Origin of the sequence: Arthrobacter sp. Soil782 (genome assembly GCF_001428435.1) — a bacterium.
In the GTDB taxonomy this organism is placed as follows: domain Bacteria; phylum Actinomycetota; class Actinomycetes; order Actinomycetales; family Micrococcaceae; genus Arthrobacter_D; species Arthrobacter_D parietis.
The window spans coordinates 1292732-1308414 of record NZ_LMSO01000001.1; the positions used below are offsets into that span (position 1 = coordinate 1292732).

Annotated in this window: 15 protein-coding genes; 9 read left to right on the forward strand and 6 right to left on the reverse strand. The window is 63.8% G+C overall.

Going from position 1 to position 15683, the window contains the following annotated elements; translation table 11 throughout:
• Nucleotide 1: 1 nt before the first annotated feature.
• Together ASH00_RS06240 and ASH00_RS06245 are read right to left on the reverse strand one after the other, a co-directional pair.
• Entirely contained in the window at nt 2-565 is a 564-nt protein-coding gene (locus ASH00_RS06240) for a tripartite tricarboxylate transporter TctB family protein (protein WP_235563171.1), read from the reverse strand.
• A gap of 38 nt (nt 566-603) precedes the next feature.
• Nucleotides 604-1608: a Bug family tripartite tricarboxylate transporter substrate binding protein gene (locus ASH00_RS06245; RefSeq protein WP_056546004.1), complete on the reverse strand. Its 1005-nt coding sequence runs from the start codon at nt 1606-1608 to the stop codon at nt 604-606.
• Between the two features lie 156 nt (nt 1609-1764).
• Between ASH00_RS06245 and ASH00_RS06250 the strand changes: the two genes are divergently transcribed.
• From ASH00_RS06250 to ASH00_RS06270, 5 genes are all read left to right on the forward strand, one after another.
• The gene (locus ASH00_RS06250; RefSeq protein ID WP_056546006.1) at nt 1765-2649 is read left to right on the forward strand and encodes a LysR family transcriptional regulator; all 885 of its coding nucleotides are present in this window, start codon (nt 1765-1767) and stop codon (nt 2647-2649) included.
• A 142-nt stretch (nt 2650-2791) separates the two neighbouring features.
• On the forward strand, nt 2792-3739 hold the full coding sequence (gene kdgD, locus ASH00_RS06255; protein WP_056546008.1) for a 5-dehydro-4-deoxyglucarate dehydratase: 948 nt from the start codon (nt 2792-2794) through the stop codon (nt 3737-3739).
• A 51-nt stretch (nt 3740-3790) separates the two neighbouring features.
• Entirely contained in the window at nt 3791-5437 is a 1647-nt protein-coding gene (locus ASH00_RS06260) for an aldehyde dehydrogenase (NADP(+)) (protein WP_056546011.1), read from the forward strand.
• Complete coding sequence (locus ASH00_RS06265; protein WP_056546013.1) at nt 5434-6762, forward strand: enolase C-terminal domain-like protein; 1329 nt, start codon at nt 5434-5436, stop codon at nt 6760-6762. The genes ASH00_RS06260 and ASH00_RS06265 overlap by 4 nt, the downstream gene beginning before the upstream one ends.
• A gap of 40 nt (nt 6763-6802) precedes the next feature.
• Nucleotides 6803-7789, forward strand: coding sequence for an AEC family transporter (locus ASH00_RS06270; RefSeq protein WP_056546014.1), 987 nt, complete (start codon nt 6803-6805; stop codon nt 7787-7789).
• Between the two features lie 41 nt (nt 7790-7830).
• Here the strand turns inward: ASH00_RS06270 and ASH00_RS06275 are convergent, their stop codons facing one another.
• Nucleotides 7831-8187 (reverse strand): VOC family protein, encoded by a 357-nt coding sequence (locus ASH00_RS06275; RefSeq protein WP_056546770.1) that lies wholly within the window; start codon nt 8185-8187, stop codon nt 7831-7833.
• A gap of 29 nt (nt 8188-8216) precedes the next feature.
• A complete protein-coding gene (locus ASH00_RS06280) occupies nt 8217-8588 on the reverse strand; it encodes a hypothetical protein (protein ID WP_157359015.1) in 372 nt (123 codons plus the stop codon).
• A 73-nt stretch (nt 8589-8661) separates the two neighbouring features.
• Between ASH00_RS06280 and ASH00_RS06285 the strand changes: the two genes are divergently transcribed.
• On the forward strand, nt 8662-9318 hold the full coding sequence (locus ASH00_RS06285; RefSeq protein ID WP_056546018.1) for a cyclodeaminase/cyclohydrolase family protein: 657 nt from the start codon (nt 8662-8664) through the stop codon (nt 9316-9318).
• On the opposite strand, the gene ASH00_RS06290 is transcribed toward ASH00_RS06285, so the two are convergent.
• A complete protein-coding gene (locus ASH00_RS06290; RefSeq protein ID WP_082565961.1) occupies nt 9315-9764 on the reverse strand; it encodes a GreA/GreB family elongation factor in 450 nt (149 codons plus the stop codon). The two genes, ASH00_RS06285 and ASH00_RS06290, sit on opposite strands and share 4 nt — an antisense overlap.
• Nucleotides 9765-10421: 657 nt before the next feature.
• Between ASH00_RS06290 and ASH00_RS06295 the strand changes: the two genes are divergently transcribed.
• On the forward strand, nt 10422-11471 hold the full coding sequence (locus ASH00_RS06295; RefSeq protein WP_235563172.1) for a LacI family DNA-binding transcriptional regulator: 1050 nt from the start codon (nt 10422-10424) through the stop codon (nt 11469-11471).
• A 40-nt stretch (nt 11472-11511) separates the two neighbouring features.
• Here the strand turns inward: ASH00_RS06295 and ASH00_RS06300 are convergent, their stop codons facing one another.
• The gene (locus tag ASH00_RS06300) at nt 11512-13137 is read right to left on the reverse strand and encodes a xylulokinase (RefSeq protein WP_056546022.1); all 1626 of its coding nucleotides are present in this window, start codon (nt 13135-13137) and stop codon (nt 11512-11514) included.
• A 188-nt stretch (nt 13138-13325) separates the two neighbouring features.
• Here ASH00_RS06300 and ASH00_RS06305 point away from each other — a divergent pair, with 188 nt between their 5' ends.
• Both ASH00_RS06305 and araA read left to right on the forward strand, forming a co-directional pair.
• Complete coding sequence (locus ASH00_RS06305) at nt 13326-14057, forward strand: L-ribulose-5-phosphate 4-epimerase (protein ID WP_056546025.1); 732 nt, start codon at nt 13326-13328, stop codon at nt 14055-14057.
• The gene (gene araA, locus ASH00_RS06310) at nt 14054-15568 is read left to right on the forward strand and encodes an L-arabinose isomerase (RefSeq protein WP_056546026.1); all 1515 of its coding nucleotides are present in this window, start codon (nt 14054-14056) and stop codon (nt 15566-15568) included. The genes ASH00_RS06305 and araA overlap by 4 nt, the downstream gene beginning before the upstream one ends.
• Nucleotides 15569-15683: the final 115 nt, after the last annotated feature.

The window sequence follows — 15683 nt, forward strand, 5'->3', positions numbered from 1 at the left end:
CTTAGAACAGGTGGGGGATGGACGTCCCCAGACCCAGGATGAAGATGGCATAGAAAGCGGCAACAACGAGCACTGAATAGAGAGTGGCTGAACGCCAGGTCTCTCCGCCGAGGAACTTCATCCAGACGAAGCACAGCAGCAGGGCCGGAATCTCGAAGCCGATGACCGGCATCAGCCACACCATGGCCAACAGCGTGACGAAGCCGAAGGCTGCCATGCGGGACAGCGGGGAGAATCTTTCGCCGTCCACACCCCCGCGCCGGCCGACAACCAGTTGCGCGAGGGCGAGGACGGCGATGATGAGACTGATAATGAACGGCCACGTCCCGGGGCGCGGCTCGCCCGGTGTGCCCAGGCCGAGACCAACAGCAATGACCATGCCTGCGACGCCGAGGCCGGCCGCCACGAGTGAGGCGGCAAGGTTGGCCGTGGAGCCCGACGGCGGTGGAGAATCTGCCGCCCATTCGGCGGCGAGTCCCTCCGGCGTCAGATCTGGAACGCCAGGGACATCGGTGCCTGTGCTTTCGGCTTCGAAGTCGTGATTCCGCTTCATGGTGGTGCTCATTTCAGCTGATGGTCTCGGCTGGGACAGGAAACTGGCTCTTACTCGCCGGAAAGCGAGATGTCGTACTCCTCAACCAGTGCCTTGTACTGCTCTGCGAGGGCGTTCCACTCCTCGACAACCTCTTCACCGGTTACTTCCCACGGGGTCAGGATGTTCTGCTGGTTGAACTCCTGGTAGGTCTCGGAGTCACGGACCGACTGCACGGACTCGATGAGTCGCTCTTTCACGTCCTCGGGAAGACCCTTGGGCGCAGCCAGTGCGCGGTACTGCGACACGGGAACCTCATAGCCTTCTTCGATGGCGGTCGGGGTGTCGGGAAGGAACTCGGGGCGCTCTTCAGCGAAGGTAACGATCGGCGTGACGGTGCCGGCTTCAATCTGGGGGAGAGCTTCACCAAGCTGGATTGTGGCGACGTCGACCTGGTCACCCATGACAGCGGTCAGGGCCGGCGAGCCTGAATCGAACGGTACTGCGGTTCCGTCAATCTCGGCCTGGGCAAAAAGAACCGCCTGGGCCAGCTGGGAGCCGGTGCCGACGCCGGTGGTGCCGAAGTTCAGTTCTTCGGTGCTTTCCTGTATATCTGCGAGGGTCTCAAACCCGGACTCCGGGCTGGCTACCAATACGTAATCGTCCTGGGAAAGACCTGCGATGACGTCCAGATTGTCCAGGTTCACTGCCTCGTCCTCGCCGACAGCGAGCGGCGTGATGGTGATGAGGGAGGCGTTGAGGAGGATGAGATTCTGTCCATCCGCCTCCATGGCGGCAACTTCCTTGGTGGCCAGCGCGCCGTTGGCTCCAGCCTTATTAACCACGGGCACGGCAACGCCGAGGTCTTCCGCCATCCCCTCGGCAACGGCGCGTGCGATGCGATCGGTCGAACCACCGGCATCCTGGCCAACAGTGATCGTTACGGGGCCGCTGGGGAACGCTTCGCCGGATTCGGCGCTGCCCCCGGCCACGTTACCGCCGCAGGCTGACAGGGCGAGAACACCGGCAGCGGCAGTGGTTGTGATCAGGGTGCGGCGGGTAGATGATGCTTTCACGTGTTGGTACTCCTCATTCAGGAACGGCGTTGTTCGGCTACAGGCCTGGAGCAAAGGTGTGATGGCACTCACGGCTCGGCCCTGAGAAGACTGTACGGAGCGGTTATGATGCATGTCCAAGCCAACATATGCATGAAGTGATACCCGGAAGGCATCATGTTCACTCTTGATCAGGCACACAGTTTTGTCATCGTCGCCGAAGAGCTGCACTTCGGCCGGGCAGCCGAACGGCTCAATATGACCCAGCCCCCGCTGAGCCGCCAGATCCAGAAACTGGAGCGCAGTGTCGGCGTCGAGCTGCTGTTGCGCGACAACCGGAAAGTGTCGCTCACTGCTGCCGGCCGCGCCTTCCTGGTGGAAGCCAGGAAGCTCGTCGTCGCCGCCGAGAGGGCGCCGCGGACGGCGCAGCGCATTGCGGCAGGCAAATCCGGTCAACTGCGGGTCGGGTTCACCGCCGCTTCCGGTTTCAGCCTCCTTGGGCCGCTGCTGACGGAGATCGCAACGGAACTGCCCGACGTCGATGTGGAGCTTCAGGAGCTCGTCACCGGCGAGCAGCTGGCAGCGCTCATCGACGGCGACCTGGACCTTGGCCTCGCCCGGCCGGCTTTCGACGCTGATCTCTTCGAATCGCATCTGATGTTCACCGAGGATCTCCTGCTGGCAGTCCCGTCCGGGCACGAGCTTGACCAGCTGAACCGCTTGTTGACGGTGGCGGACCTCAAGGGCGTCCCGCTGATCATGCATTCGCCGACCAAGGCCCGGTACTTCTACGACCTGGTGGTCCGCACCATTCCGGTGGAGCACGGCAATGTAGTTCATACGGTGAGCCAGGTCCTCACGATGGTGGCGCTGGTTGCTGCCGGGCGGGGAGTGGCCTTCGTCCCGGAGTCGACAAGCCTCTTGGGGGTAGAGGGTGTCTCCTACCTGCGCCTGGCGGATATTGAACCGGACGCCGTCGAGCTTTATGCCATTTGGAGCAGGGAGCTGCGTAACCCTGCCCTCGGCAGGCTCCTTGAGGTCATCCGGACCAAGGACCTGTAGGTCCTTTTGATACCCGCAGGGCATCAGTCCATTCAAAAGTGGGCTTGGACAGGCATCACCCGATTTCCTACGGTTGAAGTAATCCATCAAGGAAGCACCACCCCTCGCCGTTCACGGCGATCTGCCCTAAGGAAGATGCATCGTGGCCCAGTACGAGCCCCAGGAACTTGCCCAAAAGCTGAAGGACGGCCTGCTGTCCTTCCCGGTAACCGCCTTCACGCCCGAGCTGGCCGTGGATGAGAACGCCTACCGGCAGCACCTGTCCTGGCAGGCGAGTTTCGGCGTCGCAGGTCTCTTCGCAGCCGGCGGCACCGGTGAGGGTTTCAGCTTGACGCCCGCCGAAGCGGCTCAGGTCATCCGCGCTGCCGTCGACGAGGTGGGCAACAAGGTGCCCGTCCTCGCTTCCGCCGGTGGTTCCATGGCCCAGGCGATTCAAAACGCGCAGGACGCCGAGGCTGCCGGCGCCGAGGGCCTCCTGCTGCTCCCGCCATACCTGACCGAGTGCGACCAGGAGGGGCTCCTGGCCCACGTCAGCGCCGTCTGCTCCGCCACGAACATCGGCGTCATTGTCTACAACCGCGCCAACGCCATCTACTCGGCAGACACCGTTGCCCGCCTCGCGGAGCGCCACCCAAACTTCATTGGGTTCAAGGACGCCATCGGCGATATCGAGCACCTCACCAAGGTGTACGCCAAGAACGGCGACCGGCTCTTCTACCTCGGCGGCCTGCCTACAGCGGAAACCTTCGCCCTTCCGCTGCTGCAGCTGGGCATGAGCACCTACTCCTCGGCGCTGTACAACTTCGTTCCGGAGTTCGCACTCGAGTTCTACGGAGATGTGCGGAAGCAGGACCATGCGGCGGTCACCGAGAAGCTGCAGCGCTTCGTGTTGCCCTACCTCGACATCCGTGACCGGGTGCGCGGTTACGGTGTCTCGATCGTCAAGGGCGGGCTGAAGGTAGTCGGCCGCGATGTCGGCGGGGTCCGACCGCCGCTACAGAACCTGACGGAGGCTGACCTTGTTGACCTCGGCGCGCTCATCGACGCGGCGGGTATCCGCCCAGCATCCGCAGCGCTCACCCACGCCTGACGCCAGTACTTTCAGAAAAAACCAACCGGCCACCATCGGTAAGGAGCTTTCATGCCTACGCAGCACGCCACACTTCAGGGTCACTCCATCATCGCCGGGCAGGGAACTGCCGGTAACGGCAAGACCGTCAATGGCTTCAATCCGGCCACCAACGAGACGCTGGAGCCCGGCTACTCCCTGATCGACGAGGCACAGCTCAGGGAAGCGACCTCCGCCGCCGAGGAAGCCTTCGACTCCCTCAGCACCCTCGATCCCGAAACCCATGCGGCTTTTTTGGCGAGCATTGCCGACCGCATTGAAGCAGCGGGTGAGGAAATCGTTGCCCGTGCGATGCTCGAGACCGGCCTGCCGGAACCACGCATGCGCGGCGAGCTTGCCCGCACCACCGGCCAGCTTCGTCTGTTCGCTTCGGTGGTTCGCCAAGGCGATCACCGCGGCGTCCGGATCGACCCTGCACAACCCGACCGCACGCCGATGCCACGCGCGGACATCCGGCAGCGGAAGGTGCCCCTCGGTCCCGTTGCCGTCTTCGGCGCGAGCAACTTCCCACTGGCTTTCTCCACCGCCGGTGGTGATACTGCGTCGGCGCTCGCCGCGGGCTGCCCGGTGATCTTCAAGGCGCATAACGCCCACCCCGGCACCAGCGAGCTGGTTGGCCGCGCTATCACGGAGGCCGTGAACGACGCCGGTCTCCACCCGGGCGTCTTCTCCCTCATCTACGGTCCCGGTGCCAGTATTGGCCAGGCCCTCGTTTCGGATCCGGTCATTCAGGCGGTCGGCTTCACCGGCTCGCGTTCCGGTGGCACGGCGCTCATGGCAACAGCCGCCGCGCGGCCCCAGCCCATTCCGGTGTACGCGGAGATGAGTTCCATCAACCCGGTGATCTTCTTCGAGGGTGCCCTGCAGGGCGATCTCGACGGGCTCGCTGCCGCGTATGTCACCTCCGTCACCGGGTCCAGTGGACAGCTATGCACCTCACCCGGCCTGGTCTTCGTGCCAACCGGCGACGCCGGCGACAGCTTCCTTGCCGCAGTCACCCGTGCACTCGCGCCGTCCGCGGGACAGACCATGCTGACCCGTGGAATCGCGGATTCCTGGAACGCAGGCGTTGACGCTCTCGGTTCGCAGGCCGGGGTTGAACTGGTGGCACAGGGTACAAACGGAGCCACCGAGAACGCGCCCGCACCGGTTGTCTACGGAACCCAAGCGGAAACTTTCCTGAACAATCCTGTGCTGCACGAAGAGATCTTCGGCGCAGCGTCCCTCGTGGTGCGCTACTCCTCCACGAAGGAGTTGGTGGCGGCAGCGAAGCGCCTCGAAGGCCAGTTGACCGCTACCCTTCACCTCACCGACTCGGACTACGAGACTGCGGCGAGCGTCCTGCCCGTGCTGGAGCGCAAGGTTGGCCGCATTCTCGCCAACGGCTGGCCCACCGGCGTCGAGGTTGGTCACGCGATGGTTCACGGCGGCCCGTTCCCTGCCACCTCGGATACCCGCACGACGTCGGTCGGCACCCTCGCGATCGAGCGTTTCCTGCGGCCGGTCGCCTACCAGAACATTCCAGAGGTGCTCCGCCCCGCCGCAATCCAGGATGGCAATCCCTGGCAGCTGAACCGCCGGATTGACGGCACTGTAGTGCCGGCAACAGAGGATGAGGGCAGCGGCGCAGCCGTCAAGGCCACCGGGGAGGACGCGTGACCGCCCAGCCAACCATCGCCGTCGTCGAGGTTGTCCCGGTTGCCGGGCACGACTCGATGCTGCTCAACCTCTCGGGAGCGCACGGGCCGTTCTTCACCCGCAACGTCGTCATCATTACTGACTCGGATGGTCGGACCGGGCTGGGCGAGGTTCCCGGTGGGGAGGCGATCCGCTCCACCATCGAGGAAGCCGGTCGGCTGCTGACGGGCAAGCCGATAGCGCGTTTCCGTAGCCTCCTGCGCATCGTCGCCGCTGCGTTCGCTGATCGCGACGCCGGCGGCCGCGGGCTCCAGACGTTCGACCTGCGCACAGCTGTCCACGCGGTCACCGCGATCGAGTCGGCCCTGCTGGACCTGCACGGCCAATTCCTTGGGGTTCCCGTTGCCGAGCTCCTGGGCGACGGTCAGCAGCGCGACGCCGTGCCGATGCTCGGCTACCTCTTCTATGTGGGAAATCCGGATTCCACCGACCTGCCGTACCTGCGCGAGCAGGATTCCGCCGACGACTGGGTGCGTGTCCGGCGGGAAGAAGCGATGACGCCTGCCGCCGTCGTCCGCCTGGCCGAAGCAGCACAGGCACGCTACGGTTTCGCGGACTTCAAGCTCAAGGGCGGAGTGCACGCGGGCGATGACGAGGTGGACGCCGTCGTCGCGCTCAAGGAACGCTTCCCGGACGCGAGGATCACGCTCGATCCGAACGGGGGCTGGCTGCTGGAGGATGCCATCCGGCTGGGGAAGCGGATGCAGGGCGTTGTGGCCTACGCCGAGGACCCCTGCGGCGCCGAAGGACGGTTCTCCGGCCGTGAGGTCATGGCGGAGTTCCGCCGCGCCACTGGGCTGAGGACGGCGACCAACATGATCGCGACGGACTGGCGGGAGATGGCCCATGCCGTTCGCTCCAACGCCGTGGACATCCCGCTCGCTGATCCGCACTTCTGGACTATGGCAGGCTCAGTCCGGGTGGCGCAGCTCTGCAGCGAGTTCGGGTTGACCTGGGGATCGCACTCCAACAACCACTTCGATATCTCGCTGGCCATGTTCACCCACGTCGGCGCTGCCGCTCCTGGCGAAATCACGGCGATGGACACGCACTGGATCTGGCAGGACGGCCAGGGGCTCACCACCAGCCCGCTGCAGATCCGTGGCGGCGAGATTAGGGTTCCGGACGCGCCCGGACTAGGGATCGAGCTGGACCGCGGCCGCCTCGAAGAAGCGCATGCGTTGTATCTTGAGCACGGTCTTGGCGCCCGCGATGATGCCGCGTCCATGCAGTACCTGATCTCCGAGTGGACGTTTGACCCGAAGAGGCCCTGCCTGGTCCGCTGATGCAGGGTCAGTAGGAAACGACAGGTAAACAGGAGGGTTTGTGGAGGGGGTTCTCCTCGGGTTCGGCATTGTCCTGGCGCTGGTCGGCGTTGGCACTGTCGCCTCGATCCTCCTCCCAACCCGCACCCGGGCCATGCAGGAGGGGCTCACGCCGGTGATTTACTACATCACCAACCCGGCGCTCATGTTCATCCTGCTCGCCGAGACCGAACTTGCTGAAGTCTTGAGCATCTACACGCCGATCGCGCTCCTGGTTGCTGCCGCGACCGCCGTTGTCTATGCGTTGTTCAGCCGCTTCATCCTCAAACGCCCGGCGGCACAGACAGCGGTGGGCGCGATGGCGTCCTGCTATGTCAACGCCGGAAACATCGGCATACCTATTGCCCTGTATGCGGTGGGGAGTTCCGCCCCGGTGGTCTCGGTGCTGCTGGCCCAACTGCTGGTGATCGCACCGGTCTTCCTCACAATCTTCGCCTGGTGCGGCAGGAAGACAAGCCCCGCCGGCTCATCGACGGCGCCTGGGCCAGCCGGTGCGTCCCAGTCTCAGCGCAGCTCACCGACGCTTGCGCCGACGGTACTGCGGTCGGTGGCCAATCCCGTCACTCTCGGGACGGCCGCAGGGGCACTGTTTGCCGCAACCTCGCTCACGCTGCCGGCAATCATCTGGACGCCGCTGGAGATGCTTGGCCAAGCGTCGATCCCGTTGCTCCTGATGGTTTTCGGTATGAGCCTCCCGGGACAGAAGCCGCTGGCACAGCGGAGCCTGCGTGCCGACGTCGTGCTCGGGAGCATAGTGAAGCTCGCGCTGATGCCGGTCATCGCGTGGGCGGTTGCGTACTACCTCTTCCGTGTCGGGGGCACCGCGCTGCTGGGCGTGGTGGCCATGGCGGCGCTGCCCACCGCGCAGAACGTGTTCCTGTTCTCCGCCCAGTTCGGGCTGAAAGTCACGCTGGTCCGCGACATCATTCTGATGAGTTCGTTACTGGCACTACCGGCGTCGCTGTTGGTGGCGGTTCTGCTGGGCTGAGCGCGCGGCCGATAACGGGAGTGGCCAGGGCTGTGCGGGCGCTATCCCGAGCAGAGGCAGAAGGGGTGCCCAGCCGGGTCCAGAAACACACGGAAGGATTCGCCCGGCTGGTGCTCGTGCTTGGTTGCTCCGAGTTCGAGTACGGCGGCTTCGGCTGCCTCCAGATCATCCACGATCACGTCCAGGTGCATTTGCTGCGGGGAGTGCTGGCCCGGCCACTCAGGCGGCGAATAGTCCCCCACCTTCTGGAAGCAGATGCACTGGCCGTAGTCCGCCTGGACCTCAACCCAGTCAGGCTCTTCCTTGACCTTCCAGTCCAGCATGGTCCCGTAAAACCGTGCGAGGGCAAGGGGATCAGGACAATCAATAACGGTCGTGGGAAACCTTGCGATAGCCATGCCCATACCCTATGTACAGTTGCGGTCGATTAGTGTCCGCATGAGGGGTCTTTTCCTGCGGTCACTGCGTGCAATACGGACTCGTCCGGCAGGGTAATGCCCGGCCAGACAATCTTGGACCTGCCGCGTGCGCGCTTCATCGCGGCAGGTACAAGGGACAGGTCCGCACCGGCCTCAAAGCAGATCTGTGCCACGAGGGGATGCGACCAGCTGCTGGTCGGTTTACCCTCGATCGATCCGAGATACATTCCGGCGACCTCCGCGAGGACTTGCGGGCTGATGCCGTGAATAGTCCTGATTTCGCTGACGGCGCTGCCGAGGTCGAAGGGCCGTGTTGTTGCGTGACGGATGGCGGTCCCGGCCACCCATGAAGCGACAATCTGAGCGTCTCTCGCAAGCATGGCGTCAGCATAGAAGCCGGCTCTGACATCCCGCTCCATTTCATACATGCGTACATTGGGACAGACTTGCCTCATGGCTGATTCAGAAATCACAACTTCCGGCTCCACAGTCGAGGAATGGACACAGGCTCTCGGGGAATCGGTGGGTTCGCCCGGCGGCGGTGCAGGAGCAGGGGTCATGCTCGCCATTGCAGCGTCGCTGACCTCTATGGTCGCGGGGTACACCGATGCAGGCGCTGAGCAGGGGGAGCAGTTGGAGCGTCTGCTGGCCCGGGCGCAGGAGCTGCGCCGGACCGCCCTGCGGTTGGCGGATGATGACGCGGCCGCTTCGCGCGCCTTCGGTTCCGCGTTCCGATTGAACGAGGGCGGCGAGCGCGACCGGGCCATCCGCGAGGCATCGCTGGGCGCCGCGCGGTCATCCGCGATGCTGGGAGATCACGCCATCGCTGCGATTGATGACCTGTCCTGGTTGGCGGAGAACGGCAATAAGGCACTGATAGCGGACGTCGTGGTGGCCTTTGGTGCACTGCGCGCGGCCGTGACCGGAGCCCGAACGAATGTCAGCTTCGATCTGGCCACTCTGAGATCTTCCGGCCTCACACTCGAGCAGGTCCGCGAGCAGCAACCCCGCCTCTGGGCAGCCGTCGAGAAGCTTGATGCAGCAATTGTGCGGATCGATGAGGCGACGGCTGCCGTGGACCACCGTGCTGCCCCGACCGACTCGGCCTAACGCTGGTCGCCCGCCTGGCCGGGTCCCGTGTACGGAGTGGCAGCGATGATCGAGATGGTGACCTGCCGCTTGTTCGGCGCCGTGTAAGAGGTGACATCCCCGGGCCGCAGACCGCGGATGGCTACACCCAGAGGGCTCTGTTCGCTGAAAACGTTTAGCTCCTCCGTTCCCAGGATGACTCGGTTTCCCATCAGGAACACTTCGGGCTGCCCGTCGATGCAGGCTTCAATCAGCATGCCCGGCTCTACGATTCCATCATCTGCGGGGGAATGGATGTTCACGTTCTTCAGCAGTGCTGTCAGCTGCCTAATGCGTGATTCCGTGGCCATTTGTTGGCTGGACTCTTCCTGCTGCCCCCGTGCATTGAGCAATCCGTCCAGTTCTCGCTTCAGACGGGTATAGGCCTCCTGTGTGAGCCAGGTAGCGGGGGCAACTGAATGCAGCATTTCACTCCTCGAATACGTGCGGGCACCACCGGAAGAACCGAGTGAACGAAGGTCCGGGACGGTGATGAATGCTTGAGCATAGCCCATTCCTGTTTTTTAGCAATTCCGGAGATCGTGAGGGTTGCATATTTCTTCGACAGCGTCAGGACTGGCTTTAAAAATATAACTGGGTATGGTTCTGGGTATTGATGAGGAAGGCGGTGATCCCCGTGTCAGGAAAGTCTCCCCGGAGCGCTGGCGTGAAAAAGCAAGGAAAGTCCATCCTTGAAAAGCGTGCCCAGAAGAGGGCAAAGGCAGAGTCCAGCGAATCGCTGTTCGCCAAGCCCCGTAAGAACCAGCGGTAGCTGAAGCTTCAGTGGTGTCCCGCTCATGCCTCCGCCAGTCGACGTTCCTCCCACGGGTTGGTGAAGATCGGGCGTGAGCGGGATACCGCTGATCGGTTTTGTCTGCAATTCGGGTCCTTTCCCGGGAGAACTGTTCTCCGTCGGAGAATCGCTACTGCCGAATTCAACTACATTCCTGATAAGTAGGTGCTACATTTTTCGTCGCAACGAGGTGTGAATGCTCGGCGCTTTCTGCCGTGATGCCGAAATATTTCCACGCGACTGGCTGTGCTATTTCTGCGGAGTTTTCCCCTGATCAAGTACCGTTTCCTGTGTGACCGTGAACAGTGAACCGACGCCGTCGTCTGCCGGGCAGCCGCCCGCGCGCAGCCGCTCCGCGAACATCCGCGACGTCGCGAAGGCGGCAGGTGTCTCTCACCAGACAGTCTCGCGCGTGATCAACGGGCACCCAAGCCTGCGCGAGAGTACCCGGCAGCGGGTTCTCGACGCGATGGAAGCACTTCAGTTCCGCCCCAACCGCGCGGCCCGCTCGCTGGTCACCAGCCGCTCCGGCATGATCGGCGTGTTGGTCACAAACGGCACCTACTTCGGTCCGGCGTCGACCAGGGCTGCGATTGAATCTGCAGCCTCCACTGCCGGCTATCTTGTCGATACGGCTACGCTTACGTCCCTTGAAGAGACCGCCTTCAAAGAAGCCCTTGGACGGCTTGTTGATCACGCGGTTGAGGGACTCATTGTCCTGGCGCCGCAGGAGGCTACCCTTCGCCAGCTCGCTCACCTGCCCGTCAAGTTGCCCATGGTCACGGTGCATTCGACATCAGCAGCGGACGATCACGGGCTCTCGGTTGATCAGGTGGCCGGCGCCAGGCTCGCAACCCGGCATCTGCTGGAGTTGGGCCACCGCAGCATCGCGCATGTTGCGGGACCGGACGGCTGGGTGGAGTCGAATGAGAGAATTCGGGGGTTTCGTACTGAAATGGCGAACTGGGGTTTGGATTCGTCCTGGATTGTGACCGGTGACTGGACCTCCGACAGCGGTTTCCGGATAGGCCAGGATCTCCTCGCCGCTGACCCGCCCACGGCAGTCTTCTCCTCCAATGACCAGATGGCGCTTGGGCTCATGCATGCGTACGGTGACCGCGGTCTTCGGGTTCCTGAGGACATCAGTATTGTTGGGTTCGACGATGTGCCTGATGCCCGGCATTTCGCCCCGCCCCTCACGACGGTTCGCCAGGACTTCGACGAACTGGGACGGCGCTGCGTGGCGCACCTGCTCACTCAACTGGGAGTACCCGTCCAGAACGCTCCGCGGACTGTTGTTCCCGAACTGATAGTCCGACGGTCAACCGCAGCGCCCAGCTAGCATCTCTCACGAAAAGATCTAGTGGGGATCTACTGCGAGGTCACCTCACCGGCAGGGCGTCGATCGCGGCGCGCTCCACGTGGAGTCCGCCGTGGTAGCGGTCGAGGTAGGTTGCGAAGCCGGTGACGTCCTCAGGGTCAGGTTCGGTTGTTTCGAATTCCGCGTTCGCGAACACGCGTTCACGAAGGTAGGCGTCGAGGGTGAGCTCAGTGCCTGCGGCCTTGGCCGAAGCGTAGGAAGCGAGCACCGCCATGCCCCAGGGGCCGCCCTCTGACGCGGTCGCCGCGACGGAGACCGGTGCATTGAGAGCGGCTGAGAGAAAGCGCTGCGCTACACCTGCTGTACGGAACATGCCTCCGTGCGCAAACATCTGATCCAGCCCGACGCCCTCGCCGGTGAGGACGCGCATGCCCAGTGCGAGGGTGCCGAATACTCCATAGAGTTGGGCGCGCATGAAGTTGGCCAGCGTAAATTCACTGTCCGGCGTCCGGAGGAACAACGGCCGGCCCTCACTGATTTCCGCAATTGGCTCCCCGGCAAGGTGATTGTAGGCGAGCAGACCGCCGGCGTCGGCAGCGCCGTCGAGCGCTTCCCGGAAGAGGGTAGTGAAGACGTCGTCCGAATCCAGGGCAGCACCGGAAGCCGACACGGCTCCCGAAGCCGCTGCGAAACGGGAGAAGAGGCCCACCCACGCAGCGAGTTCACTGGCACCGTTATTGCAGTGCACCATGGCAACGGGGTCACCGGAAGGGGTTGTGACCAGGTCCAGTTCATGGTGTACCCGCTCAAGCGGACGTTCAAGTACCACCATCGCGAAGATGCTCGTGCCGGCGCTTACATTGCCGGTACGGGGGGCAACCGAGCACGTTGCCACCATCCCGGTGCCGGCGTCGCCCTCCGGCGGACACAGGAGGGCACCCGGGCGGAGGCCGCCGGTGGGGTCAAGGAGAACGGCCCCCTCAGCAGTCAGTTCGCCTGCCGGCTGGCCAGCCACCAGGACCTCGGGCAGAAGTCCGGATAGCTTCAGGCCGGGTACGGTTTCGGCTGCCAGGGTGTCATAGCGGGTGAGCAGCCCGGCGTCGTAGTTGCTGGTGCGGGAGTCGATGGGGAACATTCCGGAGGCATCGCCCACGCCAAGGACATTGCGGCCGGTCAATTCACGATGGACGTAGCCGGCCAGGGTCGTGATCGAGCGAACCTGCGCTACATGGGGTTCGCCGTCCAGTACAGCCTGGTGCAGGTGCGCGATTGACCACCGCAGCGGGATATTGACTCCGAAGAGCTCGGTGAGCTCCGCCGCCGCCGGTCCCGTGTTGGTGTTGCGCCAGGTGCGGAAGGGAACGAGGAGGCTGCCGGCGTCGTCAAAGGCAAGGTACCCGTGCATCATCGCTGAAACGCCGATAGCGCCTAGCCTCTCCAGCCGTGTATCGAATCGGCGTTCGACGTCGGCGCGTAGGTCCGCATAGGCGGCCTGAATGCCCGTCCAGACCTCCTCTAATGAGTAGGTCCACAGTCCGTCGACGAGCTTGTTCTCCCAATCATGACTGCCTACCGCCAGGACCGCTGAAGGATCCTCACCGATGAGGCATGCCTTGATTCGTGTTGATCCGAGTTCGATTCCGAGGCTGGCACGGCCGCCGGCTATAACGTCCTTGGGGTCGGTCATGAACAGAGTCTCCTTCAAATAGACGTCGCCGGTCCACGCGATTTTCCGGCGATTCCCTGCGATGAGAAAAGTGCCCGGACCCGGTGGTGCTTGACAGTGAACGTGACGTCGAGCATATAGTGTGAACGGTCACATTGGGTAGTTCAAGGAACTCCGCCGGACCGCCTACTCGAAAGCGATGGTCAAGTATGACTAGCACCACCCGGTCCTTTTCAGATCGTGAAACGGACGCCATCAATGCCGTCCGCCGCGACGTGGCCAGGCTGCACGCAGAGCTGGTCCGTTACAGCCTGGTGGTCTGGACCGGCGGGAACGTGTCCGGACGCGTGCCGGGAATGGACCTCTTCGTGATCAAGCCCAGCGGCGTCGACTATGACGAGCTGACGCCCGAGAACCAGATCCTGTGCACCCTCGACGGAGCCGTCATCGAAGGAACGCCGGGTTCGGAGCGCTCGCCCTCGAGCGACACCGCCGCGCATGCCTACGTCTACCGGAACATGCCGCGCGTTGGGGGAGTAGTGCACACCCACTCGACCTACGCCACGGCGTGGGCTGCGCGCGGCGAATCCATCCCGTGCGTCATCACGGCCATGGCGGACGAGTTCGGCGGGGAAATCCCGGTCGGCCCGTTCGCGATCATCGGTGATGACTCCATTGGCCGCGGCATCGTTGAAACGCTGACCGGCCATCGGTCACGCGCAGTTCTCATGCAGAACCACGGACCTTTCACGATCGGCAAGGACGCGCGCGACGCCGTCAAGGCCGCCGTCATGCTCGAGGACGTAGCCCGCACCATCCATGTCTCCCGCCAGCTCGGGGATCCGCTGCCGATCGAGCAGCGCCACATCGAATCCCTCTTTGACCGCTATCAGAACGTGTACGGGCAGCCAACGCCCTCAAGAACCGGAGCAACACTGTGACCACCCTGAATACCTCGCTCGACCAGTACGAGATCTGGTTCCTCACCGGAAGCCAGGACCTCTACGGCGAAGACACGCTCCGTCAGGTCGCCGAGCAGTCCCACCAGATCGTGAAGCTGATCGACGACTCGGATGTGCCGGTCAAGGTGGTCTGGAAGCCGACGCTGAAGGATTCGGCTTCCATCCGCCGCATGGCACTGGAAGCCAACGCGAGCGACCGGACCATCGGCGTCATCGCGTGGATGCACACCTTCAGCCCCGCCAAGATGTGGATTGCCGGGCTGGATACCCTGCGCAAGCCGCTGCTGCACCTCCATACGCAGATCAATGTCGAGCTGCCCTGGGCGGACATCGATTTCGACTTCATGAACCTCAACCAGGCCGCCCACGGAGACCGCGAGTTCGGCTACATCCAGACACGCCTGTCCGTGGCGCGGAAGACCGTCGTCGGGCATGTCTCCAACCCGGCCGTGACTGCCCAGATCTCCACCTGGTCCCGCGCCGCAGCCGGCTGGGCCGCCGTTCACGAGCTCAAGGTTGCCCGGTTCGGCGACAACATGCGCAACGTCGCCGTTACCGAGGGTGACAAGACCGAGGCAGAGCTGCGCTTCGGCGTCTCCATCAACACCTGGGGCGTCAATGAGCTCGTCGAGGTGGTGGATGCGCAGTCGGATGCCGACATCGACGCCCTCGTCGAGGAATACGAGGCGACGTACGACGTCGTTCCTGAACTGCGGCGCGGAGGGAACCGTCACGAGTCCCTCCGGTACGGCGCGCGTCAGGAGCTGGCGCTGAAGTCCTTCCTGGAGGAAGGCTCCTTCGGTGCGTTCACCACGACGTTCGAAGACCTCGGCGGTCTGCGCCAGCTTCCCGGACTGGCAGTCCAGCGGCTCATGGCCGCGGGCTACGGCTTCGGAGCCGAGGGCGACTGGAAGACCGCTGTGCTGGTCCGCGCAGCCAAGGTGATGGGCGCGGGGCTTCCGGGAGGCGCGTCGCTGATGGAGGACTACACATATCACCTGGTACCTGGGGAGGAGAAGATCCTCGGCGCGCACATGCTGGAAATTTGTCCAACGCTCACCACCTCGAAACCCACCCTCGAGGTGCACCCGCTGGGAATCGGCGGCAAGGAGGACCCCGTCCGGCTGGTGTTCGATACGGACTCAGGGGACGCCGTCGTCGTCGCCATGTCCGACATGCGGGACCGCTTCCGCCTCACGGCCAACGCCGTCGAAGTGGTTCCGCCGGACGCGCCGCTGCCCAACCTTCCGGTGGCGCGCGCCGTCTGGAAGCCGCAGCCGGACCTTGCCACCTCCGCAGCGGCCTGGCTGAGCGCCGGTGCCGCGCACCATACCGTGATGAGCACTGCCGTAGGGCTCGACGTGTTCGAGGATTTCGCGGATATAGCCGGCACGGAACTCCTGCGCATTGACAGCACGACGACGCTGCGCGAGTTCCAGCGTGAACTGCGGTGGAACTCGGCCTACTACCGGCTGGCGCAGAAACTGTAGTCACAGGCGAATAACGATCTCAGCGGTTGGTTCCGCGGCGGTGGGAGCAGCACCTACAGTTGCTCTACTGTGACCGTTCACATTGGATTCCATTGCGGCGGGAATCGTCCGTTCC

Bases quoted from the DNA above. Each gene is read 5' to 3' on its own strand.
- ASH00_RS06260 (WP_056546011.1), top strand. From the start codon at position 3,791: ATGCCTACGCAGCACGCCACACTTCAGGGTCACTCCATCATCGCCGGG.
- ASH00_RS06240 (WP_235563171.1), bottom strand. From the start codon at position 565: ATGAGCACCACCATGAAGCGGAATCACGACTTCGAAGCCGAAAGCACA.
- ASH00_RS06305 (WP_056546025.1), top strand. From the start codon at position 13,326: ATGACTAGCACCACCCGGTCCTTTTCAGATCGTGAAACGGACGCCATC.
- ASH00_RS06280 (WP_157359015.1), bottom strand. From the start codon at position 8,588: ATGCTTGCGAGAGACGCTCAGATTGTCGCTTCATGGGTGGCCGGGACC.
- ASH00_RS06285 (WP_056546018.1), top strand. From the start codon at position 8,662: ATGGCTGATTCAGAAATCACAACTTCCGGCTCCACAGTCGAGGAATGG.
- ASH00_RS06250 (WP_056546006.1), top strand. From the start codon at position 1,765: ATGTTCACTCTTGATCAGGCACACAGTTTTGTCATCGTCGCCGAAGAG.
- ASH00_RS06290 (WP_082565961.1), bottom strand. From the start codon at position 9,764: ATGCTGCATTCAGTTGCCCCCGCTACCTGGCTCACACAGGAGGCCTAT.
- ASH00_RS06275 (WP_056546770.1), bottom strand. From the start codon at position 8,187: ATGGCTATCGCAAGGTTTCCCACGACCGTTATTGATTGTCCTGATCCC.
- ASH00_RS06300 (WP_056546022.1), bottom strand. From the start codon at position 13,137: ATGACCGACCCCAAGGACGTTATAGCCGGCGGCCGTGCCAGCCTCGGA.